The following is a 16297-nucleotide window of genomic DNA, read 5'->3' as shown; positions in this document are numbered from 1 at the left end:
ACTGCTACAGACGAGGGCAGAGATGGTCAAATGAAGGTCTTCCCTTCTCCCACAAGGGGAGAAGGACAAAAAGGCCTCAGCTGCGTCCGTTCACGAGGTCGCCGACGATGTCGTATTTGCCGGAAATGCGCATCTTGTAGACCTCGTAATTCTCCATCACGCGCTGCACGTAACTTCTTGTTTCCGTGTAGGGAATCCGCTCGATCCAGTCGACCACCGCATCGATGTCCTTGCCGCGCGGGTCGCCGTATTTCGCCACCCACTGGCTGGCCCGGTTGGGGCCGGCATTGTAGCCGGCGAAGGTCAGCACATAGGAGCCGTTGAAGCGATCGAGCTGCTCGCCAAGGAAGGCTGAACCGAGTGTCGCGTTATAGCCGGCGTCGGTGGTCAGGCGTGCCTGCGAAAACTGCAATCCGGCCTTCTTCGCCAATTGCTTGGCGGTTCCCGGCATCAACTGCAGCAGCCCGCGCGCGCCGGCACTTGATACGGCGCCGACATTGAACTCGCTCTCTTGCCGGGCGATCGCATAGGCCAGTGCCTTGCCCGAGCCGGAAATATTGGCCGAATCAGGGATGACGCCGAGCGGGTGCGACAGTGCGCCGACATCGATGCCGCGTGCGCCGGCGATCTTGCCGACCTTCAGCGCCATGAAGTGGTTGTCCTGCTTTTCGGCAAGGACAGCGAGCAGCGCCAGTTCGCCCGGGCTGGTCAACTGCCCGGCAAGGTCGCGATAGAGCGTTTCGGCATAGCGGTCGTAGCCTGCATCCTGCAGCCGCTTGATGGCGCTGACGGCTTCGCGGCCGGCAAAATTCTGCCGGTCGGCGGCACTGGGCGTGGGATAGACGATGTTGAGTGCCTGCCGGCCGACACGTTCGGCGGCAAGCTGGCCGTAAAAGGTCGTGCCATAAGTGGCGGCCCGCCCAAAATAGTCCTTGGCATTGCCGGGGCCGCCGACTTCCGCCGCACGGCCGAGCCAGTAATAGGCACGCGACAGGGTCATGGGCCCCTGGGCAAGGTCGGCGATGCGCGAAAAATGCGTTGCGGCAAGCTTGGGGTCGTTGAGGCCGCGCAGCGCGTACCAGCCGGCATGGAACTCGGCCTCCGCCGCATTGGCAGCACTTTCGGCGGCATGCGTGGCGACAATTTTATACGCCGTCTTCATGTCGCCCTGGTCGACCAATTCGCGCGACAGCACTCGGCGCTCGACCCACCAGGCGTCCGGATCGACCAGAGCCTCGCGGTCCGTCGGCGCCTTCATCACAGCGGCGGCGGCGCCGGCAAAGTCCTCCTGTTTGCGCAGGTATTCTGCCTGCGCGAAGAAATAGCCGGCCGAACGCTGGGATGCCGGGACCGCCTTCAGCTGTTTCAACGCATTCTTGTCGCCTCTGTCGGCCGCGGCCCAGGCCTCGGCAAACTGTTGGGCGCCGGCAAGGCCAGCGACGCGAAGCGCGGAATTCACCCGGTCGGCATAGAACATACGGTCCATGCGAAAACGGTGGTCTGCGGCAGGGATCAGACTGCCGAATTCCTTGATCAGCGCCGTCTCGTCCTTGGTTTCCAGGATCGTGGTGCGCCAGAACGGCGACAGCACCGAGCGTGCCGCCTTGACATTGTCCGTCGCCACATAAGCGCGGGCGAGAACCATGACGCCTTCGAATGTCTGCGGCTGGCTGCCGTCGAATGCCGCAATGACGATGTCGGGGGCGGGGTTCTCGCTATAGAGCGCCCGCTCGCTGTTCTTGCGCAAGGCAATTGTGCCCGGCCAGTTGGGCAGCATCTTCGCAGCGGCGGCAATGTCGCCGCTCGGCACCTTGTCGCCGCCGTAAAGCGCGATCGCCCAGGCCAGTATATGCTGGTCGAGCGATTGAGCGGGAAGCGTGTCACGCACGCCACAGGCGGCAGGAATGTCTCCGGCCGCCAGTGCATCCAGCCCGCTTTTCAACAGCGCAACGCTGAGCGAGGGGGCCTGCTGCGCATTGTCCTGCGGGCTCGGCATCGGGATCGCCGAGGTGACCCGCGCATCGACGCTGCCGCTGATCGCCACGCCGGGCATCAGCGCGGCGATGGCGCCAAGCAGCGCGAAGAGGTGGGGCCGACGGGTCGGCATGATCTCGTGTCTTTCCCCTAATCCAGCATTCTACCAGCCGGCGAAGATGCCTCGAAGCCTAAACTTAGGTCGTGAAGGGCTCGTAAACAAAGAGTTATCGAGGCCGTTCGAATTGCGCTTGCTGGCACCATGGCAATGCTTGCCGCGCAACCATGTCGAGACTATGGTGCGCCGCTTCGCTTTCGGTTAGAAGGCGCGCACGATAAACTGACCGACAAAACCCAAGAAGTCCCAAGGAGTTGGACGACATGCTGAGAGGCTCGCTTACTGCGCTCGTGACACCGTTCGAAAAGAGCGGGCGTTTCGACGAGAAAGCCTTTCGCGCGTTTGTCGAATGGCAGCTCGCAGAAGGCACGACAGGCTTGGTTCCCGTGGGCACGACCGGCGAGTCGCCGACGCTGTCGCACGATGAGCACCGCCATGTCGTCAAGGTCTGCATCGAGGTGGCCAAGGGCCGCGCTCCGGTCGTTGCCGGCGCCGGTTCCAACAACACCGCGGAAGCCGTCGGCCTCGTCCAATATGCCGAAAAGGCTGGCGCCGATGCCGCCCTGGTCGTCACGCCCTATTACAACAAGCCGACGCAGCGCGGCCTCTACGAGCATTTCGCTGCCGTCGCCCGGGCGACCAAGCTGCCAATCATCATCTATAACATCCCGCCGCGTTCGGTGATCGACATGATGCCGGAGACGATGGGCCGGCTGGCGCACGACTTCAAGAACATCGTCGGCGTCAAGGATGCCACCGGCAAGGTCGAGCGTGTGTCCGAGCAACGCATGACCTGCGGCAAGGATTTCATCCAGCTTTCCGGCGAGGATGCCTCGGCTCTCGGCTTCAACGCCCATGGCGGTGTCGGCTGCATTTCGGTGACCTCGAATGTCGCGCCCCGGCTGTGCGCCGAATTCCAGGAGGCCACGCTTTCAGGTGACAGCGCCAAGGCGCTGGAATTGCAGGACCGTCTCCTGCCGCTGCACAAGGCGATCTTCCTGGAGCCCGGCGTGTCCGGCGCCAAATACGCGCTGTCGAAGCTGGGCAAGGTCGAGAATGTGCTGCGGTCGCCGCTTGTCACGGTCGAGGAAGCGACCGCGGCGAAGATCGATGCGGCCATGAAGCACGCCGGCTTGATTAACTAGGGATGAGGCGCCACCTCTCCACATCATGAATCAAGTCAGAAAAGCCGATCCCAACAACAAGACCGTTGCGGAAAACCGCAAGGCGCGGTTTTCCTATGAGGTGCTCGATACGATCGAGGCCGGCTTGGTGCTGACCGGCACCGAGGTCAAGTCGCTGCGCCAGGGCCAGGCCAACATCCAGGACAGCTATGCCTCGGTCGAGGGCGGCGAAATCTGGCTGATCAACTCCTACCTGCCGGAATATCTGCAGGCCAACCGCTTCAACCACGAGCCCAGGCGGCGCCGCAAACTCCTGCTCAACAAGCGCGAGATGGCCAAGCTGTCGCAGAGTGTCGACCGCGAAGGCATGACGCTGGTGCCGCTAAAAATCTATTTCAACGATCAGGGCCGCGCCAAGCTGCTGCTCGCCGTCGGCCGCGGCAAGAAGCTGCACGACAAGCGCGAAACCGAGAAGCAGCGCGACTGGTCGCGTGAGAAGGGCCGACTCTTGAAGGAGCGCGGGTGAGGAACATCGCGCGGTAGCCCTAGAAAAGCCTGCTTGGCTTTCAAGTTTCGTGCAAGCGCGGTCGGCAGATGCCAGAGGGGGCAGCCTTGAAGAACCGGATCATCCTCTGGGGATCGGTCACTTTGGTTTTTGCAGCGCTGGCCGTGGCCGGTGGCTTCATCTACTTCCACACCTATTCTCCCGACCGTGGCAAATATCCGGTCAGGGGCATCGACGTCTCCCATCATCAGGGCCAGATCGACTGGCAACGCGTTGCTGCCGACGATGTCGCCTTCGCCGTCATCAAGGCGACCGAGGGCGGCGATCATGTCGATCGCGCCTTTGCCACCAATCTGCGTGAGGCCCGTGCGGCCGGCCTTGCCGTCGGCGCTTATCACTTCTTCACCTTTTGCCGGCCCGGCGCCGACCAGGCGAAGAATTTCATCTCGGTCGTGCCGCAAGATCAGCCCTTGCTGCCGCCGGTCGTCGACGTCGAGTTCGGCGGCAACTGTCCGCAACGTCCATCGCCCGAACAGTTGAATGCCGAACTCCAGGCTTTCCTTGGCCCCGTCGAGGCGGCGTTCGGCAAGACGGCAATCGTCTATCTGACCGATGAGGCTGAGGCCGCCTATGCCGGACAGATCGCCGCTCGCCCGCTCTGGCTTCGCTCGCTGCTGATGGAGCCGGACCGCCACGACTGGGTCTATTGGCAATACCACAACAGGGGGCGCGTGGACGGTATTGTGGGTGACGTCGACCTCAACGTTTTGCAGGGCGGGCCGGAGAAATTGGCGGCGCTGTTTGCATCAGCACATTGAGGTCTTCCGGCCGACGCGATCAGGGCCACATGCCCGAATCAGTTTCTTCGAAAATCGAACTATGCTGTTGCAAATATTGACGATCCGGCTGCTGCCGGCATCGTCAAACCACGTGGTTGCACGTCCCGCCCTTGCTGAGCAGCTGCCGCCGCTTCAAGCCGCGGCCTGGGATATCTCCGGCGCTAGCGTCACGTTCGCATCGCCCCACGCTTTCAACGCTGTGATCACCGGTTCCAGGCTCCTGCCGCGCGGCGTCAGGCTGTACTCCACCTTCGGCGGCACTTCCGGATAGATCTTGCGGGCAATCAGTCCATCGGCTTCTAGTTCGCGCAACTGGTTGGTCAGCATGCGCTGCGTGCAGTTTGGAATGCGCCGACGGATCTCGTTGAAACGCAGCGTGCCCTCGAACAGATGGTAGAGCACGACACCTTTCCACTTTCCGTCGATATAACGGAGCGTTCCCTCGACAGTGCAGCCGGGGCTGCAGTCGAATCGCTCATGGCGAATGCGCGGCATAACGGTATCCTTTTCGACACTATGTGCTTTATATGTGCATTCTTGCGCTTCGCGTACATAATCCGCATCTCTGCCCCACACAACGCTCAACAGCAATCGCGGAGACCAGAATGCGCGCCGTCGGCTATCAAATCCCAGCCCCCATCACCGATGAGGCCTCCCTTGTCGACATCGACCTGCCCAAGCCGGAGCCGAAAGGCCGTCAACTGCTGGTCGAGGTGAAGGCAATTTCGGTCAATCCGGTCGACACCAAAATCCGGAAAAGTGCCAAACCCGAAGCGGGAGCGTGGCGGGTGCTTGGTTGGGACGCCGCCGGTCGGGTCGCGGCGACAGGTTCCGATGCCAGCCTGTTCAAGCCTGGTGACGATGTCTTCTATTCCGGTGCGCTCGCGCCGCAAGGCACCAATGCCGAGTTCCACCTTGTCGATGAGCGTCTTGTCGGCCGCAAGCCAGGCTCGCTCGACTATGCGCCGGCGGCGGCGCTGCCGCTGACGGCCATCACCGCCTTTGAGGCGCTGTTCGACCGCCTTGACGTGAAGAAACCGGTCGTGGGCGCCGCGAATGCCATCGTGATCATCGGCGGCGCCGGTGGCGTCGGCTCGATTGCGGTCCAGCTCGCGCGCCAACTGACCGACCTGACGGTGATCGCCACCGCGTCAAGGCCAGAGACACGCGACTGGGTGCTGGATCTTGGCGCCCATCATGTCGTCGATCATTCCAGGCCGTTGGCTGCCGAGGTCGCTGCCCTCGGCATCGGCGCACCAGCCTTCGTGTTCTCGACAACCAACACCGACCGGCACCTGGCCGAGATCGCCGAATTGATCGCGCCGCAAGGCCGATTTCGGGTTGATCGACGATCCCCAGACGCTCGATATCAATCCGTTCAAGCGCAAGAGCGTTTCGGTGCATTGGGAACTGATGTTCACCCGCTCGCTGTATGAGACGCAGGACATGGCCGCGCAGGGCGAGCATCTGAACGAGCTGTCGCGGCTTGTCGACGCCGGCACCATCCGCACCACCCTGGGGGAGACGTTCGGTCCGATCAATGCCGCCAATCTGAAGCGCGCCCATGCGCTGATCGAGACCGGCAAGGCGAAGGGCAAGATCGTGCTGGAAGGGTTCTGAACAAGCGTTATTTCCGCAGGAACGCCGCGATCTCGCCGAACACGTTGACGAACATTTCCTCCGTCAAGACACCGGTGTTGGTGTTGTAGCGCGAGCAGTGATAGCTCGAAAACAGCGTGATGCCGCCGGCCGGCAATTGCCCGCCATGTTTGAACGGATGGGCGGCAACGCGCCCGCCGAGCGCGCGCACGGTGGACTGGTGCGCGATCGATCCCAGCGCCAGCACGGCGCGCAGGTTTGGGAAGCGGGCGATCGTCGGCACCAGGAATGTCCGGCAGGTGGAGATTTCGGCGCCGACCGGCTTGTTCTCCGGCGGCACGCAGCGCACGGCATTGGTGATTGCCGTGCCGACGAGCTCCAGCCCGTCATCTGGCCGCGCTTTGAACTCGCCACGAGCAAAGCCGTGCGCGATTAGCGTCGAGTAGAGCAGATCGCCGGCATAGTCGCCGGTGAAGGGACGCCCGGTGCGATTGGCGCCGCGCAGGCCAGGCGCCAGCCCGACGATCAGAAGCTGGACGGTGTCCTCGCCCTGCGGCGGCAGGAAGGTTGGCACCGGTGCGTTGAACCAGGACGGCTCGCGCTGCCGCCACTGCGCAATGAAATCATGCAGCCGCGGGCAGAGTGGGCAATCGCGGTTCGGTTCGGACGTGGGGAGGGCGGTCAAGGCGACCGGCCTCAGTAATCGTCCTCCTCGACTTCAGCCGGTTCGGGCCGGCGCACGGGCCGCTCGGAAGGATCGCGGCCGACTTCGTTCTTCAACGTCGTCAGGTCGATGAAATGGTCGGCCTGGCGGCGCAGATCGTCCGAGATCATCGGCGGCTGCGAGGCCATGGTCGAGACGATTGACACTTTGCGGCCACGCCGCTGCAGTGCCTCGACCAGCGTTCGGAAGTCGCCGTCGCCAGAGAAGATGACATAGTGGTCGACGACATCGGCGAGTTCCAGCGCATCGACGGTGAGCTCGATGTCCATATTGCCCTTGATCTTGCGGCGGCCGGTCGAGTCGGTGAATTCCTTGGCCGGCTTGGTCACCACCTTGAAGCCGTTGTAATCGAGCCAGTCGATCAGCGGGCGGATCGAGGAGTATTCCTGATCCTCGACCAGCGCGGTGTAATAATAGGCGCGCAAGAGATAGCCGCGCTTCTGGAAGCTCGACAAGAGCTTGCGATAGTCGATATCGAAGCCGAGCGCCCGCGACGTCGCATAGAGATTGGCGCCGTCGATGAACAGGGCGATTTTTTCACGAGGGTCGAACATGGAAAATATTCCTTTTCGAAAAATGCGGCCGTCTAAACGAAATGCGGTAGCGACTATCGGTCAGGCTCATAATAAACCGGCTGACCTTGTCCATCCGAGATAACGCCAGTTTGCTGGCAATCCAAGGCGAGATGGGGCAATGCAAGCAATTGTGATCGCGGCGTCGGACGCCATGGGCACAACGGCGTTTGCTTCAATCGGGTGTTTGACCACAGGATTGCGTGTCCTGCAGCGCCGACTTTGGCATGATGCTTGTATTTTGGCGGCGTTCGGGTTATGGACCGCGCCTGTTTTCCATCAAATCCAGGCATGAAAGGGGCAGTCCATGGCCCGCGTAACCGTTGAAGATTGCATCGACAAGGTCGACAACCGCTTCGAGCTGGTGCTTTTGGCCGGCCACCGTGCTCGCCAGATCAGCCAGGGCGCGCAGATTACCGTTCCTCGCGACAACGACAAGAACCCGGTCATCGCACTGCGCGAGATCGCCGACGAGACGCTGTCGCCCGACGACCTCAAGGAAGATCTGATCCATTCGCTGCAGAAGCATGTCGAGGTCGACGAGCCCGAAGCCGATGGCGAGGTGATCGCCGACCAGACCGGCGCCGCCGTTGCGGCCGCCGACACCGATGACGCCGAGGAGAATGTCACGTTCGATCGGATGACCGAGGAAGACCTGCTCGCCGGCATCGAGGGTCTGGTTCCCCCGGAAAAGAGCGACGACTACTAAGCGAGCGCTCTGGACCTGCCCGGAATACGTTTCCGGCACTTCCGTCCAGTCAGTTTCGTGGCTATCTATGAGATGCGCCGTACGCTAGTGCGGCGCATCAATCATTTCAGCACCGCGAGATTCCGCCCATGATGCGTCAGTATGAGCTTGTCGAGCGCGTCCAGCGCTACAAGCCTGACGTCAACGAGGCGTTGCTCAACAAGGCCTATGTCTATGCCATGCAGAAGCATGGCCACCAGAAGCGCGCTTCCGGCGACCCCTATTTCTCGCATCCGCTCGAAGTCGCCGCCATCCTCACCGAAATGCACATGGATGAGGCGACGATCGCTGTCGCCCTGCTGCACGACACCATCGAGGACACGACCGCGACGCGGGCCGAGATCGACGATCTGTTCGGTCCTGAAATGGGCAAGCTGGTCGAGGGCCTGACCAAGCTGAAGAAGCTCGATCTCGTCTCCAAGAAGGCCGAGCAGGCGGAGAACCTGCGCAAGCTGCTGCTGGCGATCTCGGAAGATGTGCGCGTGCTGCTGGTCAAGCTCGCCGACCGCTTGCACAACATGCGCACCCTCGACCACATGCCCGAGGCCAAACGCTTGCGCATCGCCGAGGAGACGATGGACATCTACGCGCCGCTGGCCGGGCGCATGGGCATGCAAGGCATGCGCGAGGAGCTGGAAGAGATCGCTTTCCGCTTCATCAATCCGGAAGCCTACCGCGCCGTCACCGCGCGGCTTGCCGAGATTTTCGAGCGCAACAAGGACGTGCTGACCGACATTGAAAAGGCGCTGTCGGCGCTGTTTGAAAAGCATGCCATCAACGCCAGCGTGAAAAGTCGGCAGAAGAAGCCCTGGTCGGTGTTCCGCAAGATGGAAGCCAAGGCGCTGTCCTTCGAGCAGCTGTCCGATATTTTCGGCTTCCGCGTCGTCGTCGATACGGTCGAAGACTGCTATCGCGCGCTCGGCGCCATCCACACCACATGGTCGATGGTTCCTGGCCGCTTCAAGGACTACATCTCGACGCCGAAGCAGAACGACTATCGCTCGATCCACACCACCATCGTCGGGCCGTCGCGCCAGCGCGTCGAACTGCAGATCCGCACCCGCGAGATGAACAAGATCGCCGAATACGGCGTCGCGGCGCATTCGATCTACAAGGACACCGGCGGCAAGACGAACGGCGCGGCCCATGCGATCTCGAAGGAAACCAATGCCTATGCCTGGCTGCGGCGTACCATCGAGCAGCTCGCCGAGGGCGACAATCCCGAGGATTTCCTCGAAAACACCAAGCTCGAACTGTTCCAGGACCAGGTGTTCTGCTTCACGCCGAAAGGCATGCTGATTGCTCTGCCGCGCGGCGCCACGCCCATCGATTTCGCCTATGCGGTGCACACCGATGTCGGCGACACCTGCGTCGGCGCCAAGGTCAACGGCCGCATCATGCCGCTGATGACGGAACTGAAGAATGGTGACGAGGTCGAGATCATCCGTTCCAAGGCGCAGGTGCCGCCGGCCGCTTGGGAATCGGTCGTCGTCACCGGCAAGGCGCGCGCCGCCATCCGCCGGGCCACCAAGAACGCCATCCGCAAGCAGTATTCGGGCCTCGGCGCGCGCATTCTGGAGCGCGCTTTCGAGCGGGCCGGCAAGAGTTTCACCAAGGAGAGCCTGAAGCCGGTGCTGCACCGGCTGGCGCGCAAGGATATCGAGGACGTGCTGGCGTCGGTCGGCCGTGGCGAACTGGCCTCAACCGACGTCATGAAGGCGGTCTTCCCAGACTACAAGGACGAGCGTGTCACGCCAGCAGCGCCCAAGCAGCGCGAGGAGGGCTGGTCGAAGATCCGCAACGCCGCCGGCATGCTGTTCCAGATTCCGGGCCGCGCCGCGCGCAAGGACAAGGACCAGCCGCGCGACGGCGCCGTGCCGATCCGCGGTGTGCGCGGCGACCTGCCGGTGCGCTTCGCGCCGGAAGGCGCGGTGCCGGGCGACCGTATCGTCGGCATTGTCCAGCCGGGCACCGGCATCACCATCTATCCGATCCAGTCGCCGGCGCTGCAGGCTTTCGACGACCAGCCGGAGCGCTGGATCGACGTGCGTTGGGACATTGACGAACGCACCAAGGAACGCTTTCCGGCGCGTGTCTCAGTCACCGCCATCAATGCGCCGGGGTCGCTCGCCGACATCGCCCAGGTCGTTGCGTCCAACGACGCCAACATCCATACGCTGTCAATGGTGCGCACCGCGCCCGATTTCACCGAAATGCTGATCGATCTCGAGGTCTGGGATCTGAAGCATCTCAACCGGCTGCTGTCGCAGCTCAAGGACAATTCGAGCGTCAGCGACGCACGGCGCGTGAATGGCTGACATGGCTGATCTATCTGGGGGCAGGCGCAGATGAAGACCGATGAAGTGCTGGGCATTTTCCGCGAGGCCGGTGCTGTTCTGGAGGGGCATTTCATCCTGACATCGGGCCTGCGCAGCCCGGTCTTCCTGCAGAAGGCAAGGGTGTTCATGCATGCCGACAAGACCGAGCGGCTGTGCAAGGCGCTGGCGACAAAGATCCGCGCCGCGGTGCCGGGCAAGATCGACTATGTCGTCGGCCCGGCGATCGGCGGCCTGATCCCGGCCTACGAAACCTCGCGTCATCTCGGCGTACCGGCGATCTGGGTCGAGCGGGAAGGGGGCGAGTTCCGCCTGCGCCGCTTCGAAATCGCCAGGGGTGCGCGCGTCGTCATCGTCGAGGACATCGTCACTACTGGGCTCTCGATCCGCGAAACCATCGACTGCCTGCGCGAGCTTGGCGCCGAGGTGGTGGCCGCCGCCTGCATCATCGACCGTTCGGCTGGGAAAACCCATGTCGGCGTGCCGCTGATCGCACTCGCCGAATATGAGGTTCCGGCCTATCCGCCGGACCGGCTGCCGCCGGAACTTGCCGCGATACCGGCGATCAAGCCAGGAAGCCGCAATATCTAACGAGGAGGTCGAAATGATCGTTGGCATCGATCATTTCGTGTTGACGGTCGCGTCGCTCGAAGCAACCTGCGCCTTTTACCAGCGCGTGCTGGGCTTTGAGCGCATCGACACGCCGGGCCGGCCGACCGCGCTGGCTTTTGGCAGCCAGAAGATCAATGTCCATGAGATCAGCCGCACTTTCGAGCCGAAGGCGAAGGTGCCGACGCCAGGGTCAGGCGATTTCTGCCTGATCACCGAACGGCCGCTCGACGAAATCCGTGCCCGGCTCGACGCTAACGGCATTGTGCTCGAGCTGGGACCGGTCGAACGCATCGGGGCGCAGGGTCCAATGATGTCTGTCTATTTCCGCGATCCGGACGGCAACCTTGTCGAAGTCAGCCAGTACTTGCGGTAGTGTCTCAAGCATCCGGCTGCGACAATAAGCCGAAGGCATTCTCAAATTCGCCGTGATTGTCCGGTGTTGGAAGAGGGAACCTTACCAAAAATTATGGCGGTGCGGTCGCTGAGCAGCTGGCCTTTGGTTGTTGTGGGGGTTGGAGATGGCTATATCAAAGTGGCGATTGCCTTTGGGCGATCGTAAAGCGCAAGATGTGGCGGTCGAAGCCTGGCTGGAAACAGTCGGCATGTAAGCTGCAAGTTGTCGGGAATAGGAAAAGAGTGCTTTTTCGTCGCCGCAAGCCTGATGGCCTTTTTGAGCGGGTGCGCACCTATCTGTGGCCGCGCCGGTCGTTTTCGCGCTCGCTTCAGTATTTCTCCAAGCGCATCCTGCGGCTGAAGGCCACGCCGCATGCGGTGGCCGCTGGTGTCGCGGCCGGTGTCTTCGCTTCGTTCTTTCCCGTGGGCTTCCATTTCATCATTGCCGCCGTTCTGTGCTGGGTGATCGCCGGCAATCTGGTGGCGGCGGCGCTCGGCGCTGTTTTCTTCGGCAATCCGCTGACTTTTCCGATTCTGTGGGGCGCATCCTGGGAGACCGGCAAGCTCATCCTGCACGATCGCCTGCCGGCGCATGGTCCGCCAGCGCATCTGGGCGAGATGTTGCACACGCTTTCCTTCGCGAAACTATGGCATCCTGTGCTGGAGCCCATGCTGATCGGCGCGGTACCGCTCGGGCTGGTGTTCGGCCTGCTGTTCTACGGTGTGACGCGCTGGGGCATGACCGTCTTTCGCGAGCAAAGGCGCAAACGGCTGGCTGAGCGCGCAAGCCGTGGTCAGCAGCCGCCTCATCCCGGTGCGAGCATCGGTTCCGCCGCACGATGATCATCGGCATCGGCAGCGATCTGATCGATATCAGGCGTATCGAGAAATCGCTTGAGCGTCACGGCCAGCGCTTCGTCCAGAGGATCTACACCGAGGTCGAACAGGCGCGTTCGGAGAACCGCCGTGCCCGTGCCGCCTCTTACGCCAAGCGCTTCGCCGCCAAGGAGGCCTGCGCCAAGGCGCTGGGCACCGGCCTGGCGCAAGGTGTCTTCTGGCGCGACATGGGCGTCGTCAACCTGCCCAGCGGCGCGCCGACCATGGCGCTGACCGGCGGCGCGCTGGCGCGGCTGCAAAAGATCCTTCCGAAAGGCCATCGGGCGGCGATCCACCTCACCATCACGGATGATTTTCCGCTCGCTCAAGCCTTTGTGATCATCGAGGCGTTGCCCGTCGAAGAAGCGCCACATTGATTGCATCTGACGACCGGCATTGACGTTGCCCAGCGCGCGCCGAGACTCTATACATCCAACGCACAATCGAGGACGACATGAGCGTGGCTGAAAAATCCCAGAAGAAATCCGGCGGGCTTGGCGAAACCGTCAGCGTCATCGTCCAGGCGCTTTTGCTCGCCCTGGTCATCCGCACGCTCTTGTTCCAGCCCTTTTCGATCCCGTCGGGATCGATGCGGCCGACGCTTCTGGAAGGCGACTATCTGTTCGTCACCAAATGGTCCTACGGCTATTCGCGTTATTCGCTGCCTTTCGGACCGGACATTTTCTCGGGCCGTATCTGGGGTTCCGAGCCCAAGCGCGGTGACGTGGTGGTGTTCAAGTTCCCGCCGGATCCGTCCGTCGACTATATCAAGCGGGTGGTCGGCCTGCCCGGCGACAAGATCCAGATGAAGAACGGCCAGCTGTTCATCAATGGCGTCGGCGTGCCGCGGGTGAAGACCGGCCAGATCGACAATCCCGATATCACCGAAATGCCTCAGCCGATCGACGTCTACCGGGAAACCCTGCCCAACGGCGTCAGCTACGACACGCTCGACCTCAATCCGAATTCGATCGGCGACAACACGCGCGAATTCGACGTGCCGCCCGGCCACTATTTCATGATGGGCGACAACAGGGACAATTCCGCCGACAGCCGGTTCACCGTCGGCTACGTTCCGGCCGAGAACCTGGTTGGCCGCGCCAACCTTGTCTTCTTCTCGATCGCCGGCAAGGCAAGCCCTCTCGAAATCTGGAAATGGCCGTCGCTGATGCGCGTCTCGCGCCTGTTCCATTTCGTCAACTAGGGATGGCAGCGGCAAAACGGCTGACCGCCGACGCGCTCGCCGAAGCGCTTGTGGAACGCACGGGCCATGCCTTTGCCGACCGCCAGCGCCTGCAGCGTGCGCTGACCCATGCCAGTGCCCGCGGTGCCAATGCCGGCACCGACTATGAGCGTTTCGAGTTTCTCGGCGACCGGGTTCTCGGCCTGGTCGTTGCCGACATGCTGCTGGCCGCGTTTCCCGATGCGGCGGAAGGCGAACTGTCGCTGCGGCTCAATGCGCTGGTCAATGCCGAGGCTCTCTCCGAGATCGCCGAACATATCGGCCTGCCGGACCTGATCCGCGCCGGATCGGACGTGCGCGGGCTCGAGGGTCGCAAGCGCGTCAATCTGCGCGCCGACGCCTTGGAATCGCTGATCGCCGTACTCTATCTCGACGGTGGGCTGGAGGCGGCACGCGCCTTCATCCATAAGTACTGGCAGCCGCGTTCGCAGGCTTCCGGCGCGGCGCGGCGCGACGCCAAGACCGAATTGCAGGAATGGGCGCATCAGGCGGCGAGTGCCGTTCCGGCCTACCAGATCGACAGCCGCGAGGGACCGGACCACGATCCGCTGTTCACCGTCAGCGTCAGGGTTGGCGCTTTTCAGCCGGCGACCGGCAGCGGCCGTTCCAAACGTGAAGCGGAGCAGGCAGCTGCGGCTGCCCTTCTGCTGCGCGAAGGTGTATGGAACGCGGCATGACAGATATTGAAACTGCTGAAGCTCCCGCCACGCATTCCGGCTTCGTCGCGCTGATCGGCGCGCCCAATGCCGGCAAGTCGACGCTGGTCAACCAATTGGTCGGCGCCAAGGTGTCGATCGTCACCCACAAGGTGCAGACGACCCGTGCGATCGTGCGTGGCATCGCCACGCATGACAATGCGCAGATCGTCTTCGTCGACACTCCGGGCATCTTCAAGCCGAAGCGGCGCCTCGACACCGCGATGGTGACCACCGCATGGGGCGGCGCCAAGGATGCCGATATCGTGCTTTTGCTGATCGATGCCGAGCGCGGCATAAGGGGCGATGCCGACGCCATCCTCGAACGGCTGAAGGATGTGCGCCAGCCAATGGCGCTGATCCTCAACAAGGTCGACCGGGTCAAGCACGAGACGCTTCTGGCCCTTTCCGCCGCGGCGAACGAGAAAGTACCGTTCAAGCGCACCTTCATGGTCTCGGCGCTGACCGGCTCCGGCTGCAAGGACCTGCTCGATTATCTGGCGCAAGCGCTGCCGGCCGGCCCCTGGTACTATCCGGAAGACCAGATTTCCGACCTGCCGATGCGCCAGTTGGCGGCCGAGATCACCCGCGAAAAACTCTATCTCAGGCTGCATCAGGAACTGCCCTATTCCTCGCATATCGAAACCGAGAAATGGGAAGAGAAGCCGGACGGCTCGGTGCGCATCGACCAGACCATCTATGTCGAGCGCGACAGCCAGAAGAAGATCGTGCTTGGCCATAAGGGCGAAACCATCCGTGCCATCGGCCAGGCGGCACGCATGGAGATTGCAGGCATCCTCGAGCAGAAGGTGCACCTGTTCCTGTTCGTCAAGGTGCGTGAGAACTGGGGCGATGATCCCGAGCGTTACCGCGAGATGGGGCTCGAATTCCCGCATTAAATGGACGGCAAGCTCGCCATCGACACGGCTCTGGCCCGCCGGTTGGTCGCCGCGCAATTCCCCCAGTGGAGGGATCTTACCGTCAGGCCGGTCGAACCTGGCGGTTGGGATAACAGGACCTTTCATCTTGGCGATGAGATGACCGTGCGACTGCCGAGCGCGGCCGCCTATTCCCTACAAGTGGAAAAGGAACATCGCTGGCTGCCGAGGCTGGCGCCGCTTTTGCCGCTGCCCGTCCCGGTACCGCTAGCGATGGGCGTTCCAGCCGAGGATTATCCCTGGCATTGGTCCGTCTGTGGCTGGATCGAAGGTGAGACCGCGAGGCGGGAGAACATCGCCGACCTGTCGCAATTCGCGGCTGACCTTGCCGAGTTCCTGATTGCATTGAAACGCGTCGACCCATCAGGCGGGCCGGCGCCAGGGCAGCATAACTTCTTTCGCGGCGGACCGCTGAGCGTCTATGACGGTGAGGCAAGGCAAGCGAATCACGGCACTCTGTGGCCGTATCGATGCCAGTGCGGCGAGTGCCGTTTGGGAAGAAGCCCTTGCCGCGACCTGGCAGGGACCGCCTGTCTGGTTTCATGGCGATGTTGCCTCGGGAAATTTGCTCGTCGAGGACGGCCGCTTGAGGGCCGTGATCGACTTCGGCACCTTTGGCGTCGGCGATCCCGCATGCGACTTCGTGATCGCCTGGACCCTGTTCGAGGGCGAGAGCAGGGAGGTTTTCCGCGCCGACATCGCTGTCGATGACGCGGCCTGGGCACGCGGACGTGGCTGGGCGTTGTGGAAGGCGCTGATCACCGCCGCCGGTCATATAGACAACCCGGTTGAAGTCGACAAATCCTGGCGCGTCATCGCCGCGGTGCTGGCCGATTACCGACGCTGGACGTGATGTGATTCCTTGATCGTCCTTGTTTCTGCTCGCCTGCGTTTGTCGTATTGAGCTTGAGAAAGCGGTCCCGTGCCGGCTCACGGTGAGCGGGTGGCTGTCACAATCGATACGCTGGAGCGTGTGACAGCCTGTTTCGACCGCCTTGGCG

16 protein-coding genes and 2 pseudogenes are annotated in these 16297 nt (G+C 62.6%); 14 read left to right on the top strand and 4 right to left on the bottom strand.

Going from position 1 to position 16297, the window contains the following annotated elements; genetic code table 11:
* Positions 1-76 precede the first annotated feature (76 nt).
* On the bottom strand, positions 77-2107 hold the full coding sequence (locus AC0V8S_RS28670) for a lytic transglycosylase domain-containing protein (RefSeq protein WP_475434803.1): 2031 nt from the start codon (positions 2105-2107) through the stop codon (positions 77-79).
* Between the two features lie 248 nt (positions 2108-2355).
* Between AC0V8S_RS28670 and dapA the strand changes: the two genes are divergently transcribed.
* The 3 genes from dapA (at position 2356) to AC0V8S_RS28655 (ending at position 4539) form a co-directional block, all read left to right on the top strand.
* On the top strand, positions 2356-3237 hold the full coding sequence (gene dapA, locus AC0V8S_RS28665; protein WP_202359458.1) for a 4-hydroxy-tetrahydrodipicolinate synthase: 882 nt from the start codon (positions 2356-2358) through the stop codon (positions 3235-3237).
* Between the two features lie 25 nt (positions 3238-3262).
* Positions 3263-3742, top strand: coding sequence for an SsrA-binding protein SmpB (gene smpB, locus AC0V8S_RS28660; protein ID WP_006202221.1), 480 nt, complete (start codon positions 3263-3265; stop codon positions 3740-3742).
* A gap of 86 nt (positions 3743-3828) precedes the next feature.
* A complete protein-coding gene (locus AC0V8S_RS28655; RefSeq protein WP_475434801.1) occupies positions 3829-4539 on the top strand; it encodes a glycoside hydrolase family 25 protein in 711 nt (236 codons plus the stop codon).
* 153 nt (positions 4540-4692) lie between these two features.
* On the opposite strand, the gene AC0V8S_RS28650 is transcribed toward AC0V8S_RS28655, so the two are convergent.
* The gene (locus tag AC0V8S_RS28650; protein ID WP_183457790.1) at positions 4693-5055 is read right to left on the bottom strand and encodes a winged helix-turn-helix transcriptional regulator; all 363 of its coding nucleotides are present in this window, start codon (positions 5053-5055) and stop codon (positions 4693-4695) included.
* 110 nt (positions 5056-5165) lie between these two features.
* On the opposite strand from AC0V8S_RS28650, the pseudogene AC0V8S_RS28645 reads away from it, so the two are divergent.
* Positions 5166-6180 (top strand): annotated as a pseudogene (locus tag AC0V8S_RS28645) (zinc-binding alcohol dehydrogenase family protein).
* A gap of 7 nt (positions 6181-6187) precedes the next feature.
* On the opposite strand, the gene AC0V8S_RS28640 reads toward AC0V8S_RS28645, so the two are convergent.
* Together AC0V8S_RS28640 and AC0V8S_RS28635 are read right to left on the bottom strand one after the other, a co-directional pair.
* Positions 6188-6844 carry a uracil-DNA glycosylase gene (locus AC0V8S_RS28640; protein ID WP_475434799.1) on the bottom strand — a complete coding sequence of 219 codons (657 nt, stop codon included), beginning with the start codon at positions 6842-6844 and terminating at the stop codon, positions 6188-6190.
* An 11-nt stretch (positions 6845-6855) separates the two neighbouring features.
* Positions 6856-7437 (bottom strand): LabA-like NYN domain-containing protein, encoded by a 582-nt coding sequence (locus tag AC0V8S_RS28635; RefSeq protein WP_056563452.1) that lies wholly within the window; start codon positions 7435-7437, stop codon positions 6856-6858.
* 325 nt (positions 7438-7762) lie between these two features.
* On the opposite strand from AC0V8S_RS28635, the gene rpoZ reads away from it, so the two are divergent.
* From rpoZ to AC0V8S_RS28585, 10 genes and pseudogenes are all read left to right on the top strand, one after another.
* On the top strand, positions 7763-8164 hold the full coding sequence (gene rpoZ, locus AC0V8S_RS28630) for a DNA-directed RNA polymerase subunit omega (RefSeq protein WP_183457793.1): 402 nt from the start codon (positions 7763-7765) through the stop codon (positions 8162-8164).
* A 128-nt stretch (positions 8165-8292) separates the two neighbouring features.
* The gene (locus tag AC0V8S_RS28625; protein ID WP_183457794.1) at positions 8293-10521 is read left to right on the top strand and encodes a RelA/SpoT family protein; all 2229 of its coding nucleotides are present in this window, start codon (positions 8293-8295) and stop codon (positions 10519-10521) included.
* Positions 10522-10551: 30 nt separating this feature from the next.
* Entirely contained in the window at positions 10552-11130 is a 579-nt protein-coding gene (gene pyrE, locus AC0V8S_RS28620; protein ID WP_183457795.1) for an orotate phosphoribosyltransferase, read from the top strand.
* Between the two features lie 13 nt (positions 11131-11143).
* Positions 11144-11524 (top strand): VOC family protein, encoded by a 381-nt coding sequence (locus AC0V8S_RS28615; protein WP_475434797.1) that lies wholly within the window; start codon positions 11144-11146, stop codon positions 11522-11524.
* Positions 11525-11787: 263 nt separating this feature from the next.
* Entirely contained in the window at positions 11788-12387 is a 600-nt protein-coding gene (locus AC0V8S_RS28610) for a DUF2062 domain-containing protein (RefSeq protein ID WP_183457797.1), read from the top strand.
* The gene (gene acpS, locus AC0V8S_RS28605; protein ID WP_172230668.1) at positions 12384-12797 is read left to right on the top strand and encodes a holo-ACP synthase; all 414 of its coding nucleotides are present in this window, start codon (positions 12384-12386) and stop codon (positions 12795-12797) included. Before AC0V8S_RS28610 ends, acpS begins: the two co-directional genes overlap by 4 nt.
* 77 nt (positions 12798-12874) lie before the next feature.
* Positions 12875-13624 (top strand): signal peptidase I, encoded by a 750-nt coding sequence (lepB, locus tag AC0V8S_RS28600; protein ID WP_475434796.1) that lies wholly within the window; start codon positions 12875-12877, stop codon positions 13622-13624.
* 2 nt (positions 13625-13626) lie between these two features.
* Positions 13627-14340 carry a ribonuclease III gene (gene rnc / locus AC0V8S_RS28595; protein ID WP_183457799.1) on the top strand — a complete coding sequence of 238 codons (714 nt, stop codon included), beginning with the start codon at positions 13627-13629 and terminating at the stop codon, positions 14338-14340.
* A complete protein-coding gene (era, locus tag AC0V8S_RS28590; protein WP_096456325.1) occupies positions 14325-15257 on the top strand; it encodes a GTPase Era in 933 nt (310 codons plus the stop codon). Before rnc ends, era begins: the two co-directional genes overlap by 16 nt.
* A pseudogene (locus AC0V8S_RS28585) lies at positions 15258-16149 on the top strand (aminoglycoside phosphotransferase family protein).
* The last annotated feature ends 148 nt before the right edge of the window (positions 16150-16297 follow it).

Source organism: Mesorhizobium oxytropidicola, from assembly GCF_056174625.1.
Note: the sequence above shows the minus strand (reverse complement) of the source record. Positions and strands in the feature narration are given on the sequence as shown.

Bases quoted from the DNA above. Each gene is read 5' to 3' on its own strand.
- smpB (WP_006202221.1), top strand. From the start codon at position 3,263: ATGAATCAAGTCAGAAAAGCCGATCCCAACAACAAGACCGTTGCGGAA.
- AC0V8S_RS28650 (WP_183457790.1), bottom strand. From the start codon at position 5,055: ATGCCGCGCATTCGCCATGAGCGATTCGACTGCAGCCCCGGCTGCACT.
- era (WP_096456325.1), top strand. From the start codon at position 14,325: ATGGAACGCGGCATGACAGATATTGAAACTGCTGAAGCTCCCGCCACG.
- AC0V8S_RS28670 (WP_475434803.1), bottom strand. From the start codon at position 2,107: ATGCCGACCCGTCGGCCCCACCTCTTCGCGCTGCTTGGCGCCATCGCC.
- rnc (WP_183457799.1), top strand. From the start codon at position 13,627: ATGGCAGCGGCAAAACGGCTGACCGCCGACGCGCTCGCCGAAGCGCTT.
- lepB (WP_475434796.1), top strand. From the start codon at position 12,875: ATGAGCGTGGCTGAAAAATCCCAGAAGAAATCCGGCGGGCTTGGCGAA.
- acpS (WP_172230668.1), top strand. From the start codon at position 12,384: ATGATCATCGGCATCGGCAGCGATCTGATCGATATCAGGCGTATCGAG.
- dapA (WP_202359458.1), top strand. From the start codon at position 2,356: ATGCTGAGAGGCTCGCTTACTGCGCTCGTGACACCGTTCGAAAAGAGC.
- AC0V8S_RS28625 (WP_183457794.1), top strand. From the start codon at position 8,293: ATGATGCGTCAGTATGAGCTTGTCGAGCGCGTCCAGCGCTACAAGCCT.
- AC0V8S_RS28635 (WP_056563452.1), bottom strand. From the start codon at position 7,437: ATGTTCGACCCTCGTGAAAAAATCGCCCTGTTCATCGACGGCGCCAAT.
- pyrE (WP_183457795.1), top strand. From the start codon at position 10,552: ATGAAGACCGATGAAGTGCTGGGCATTTTCCGCGAGGCCGGTGCTGTT.
- rpoZ (WP_183457793.1), top strand. From the start codon at position 7,763: ATGGCCCGCGTAACCGTTGAAGATTGCATCGACAAGGTCGACAACCGC.
- AC0V8S_RS28615 (WP_475434797.1), top strand. From the start codon at position 11,144: ATGATCGTTGGCATCGATCATTTCGTGTTGACGGTCGCGTCGCTCGAA.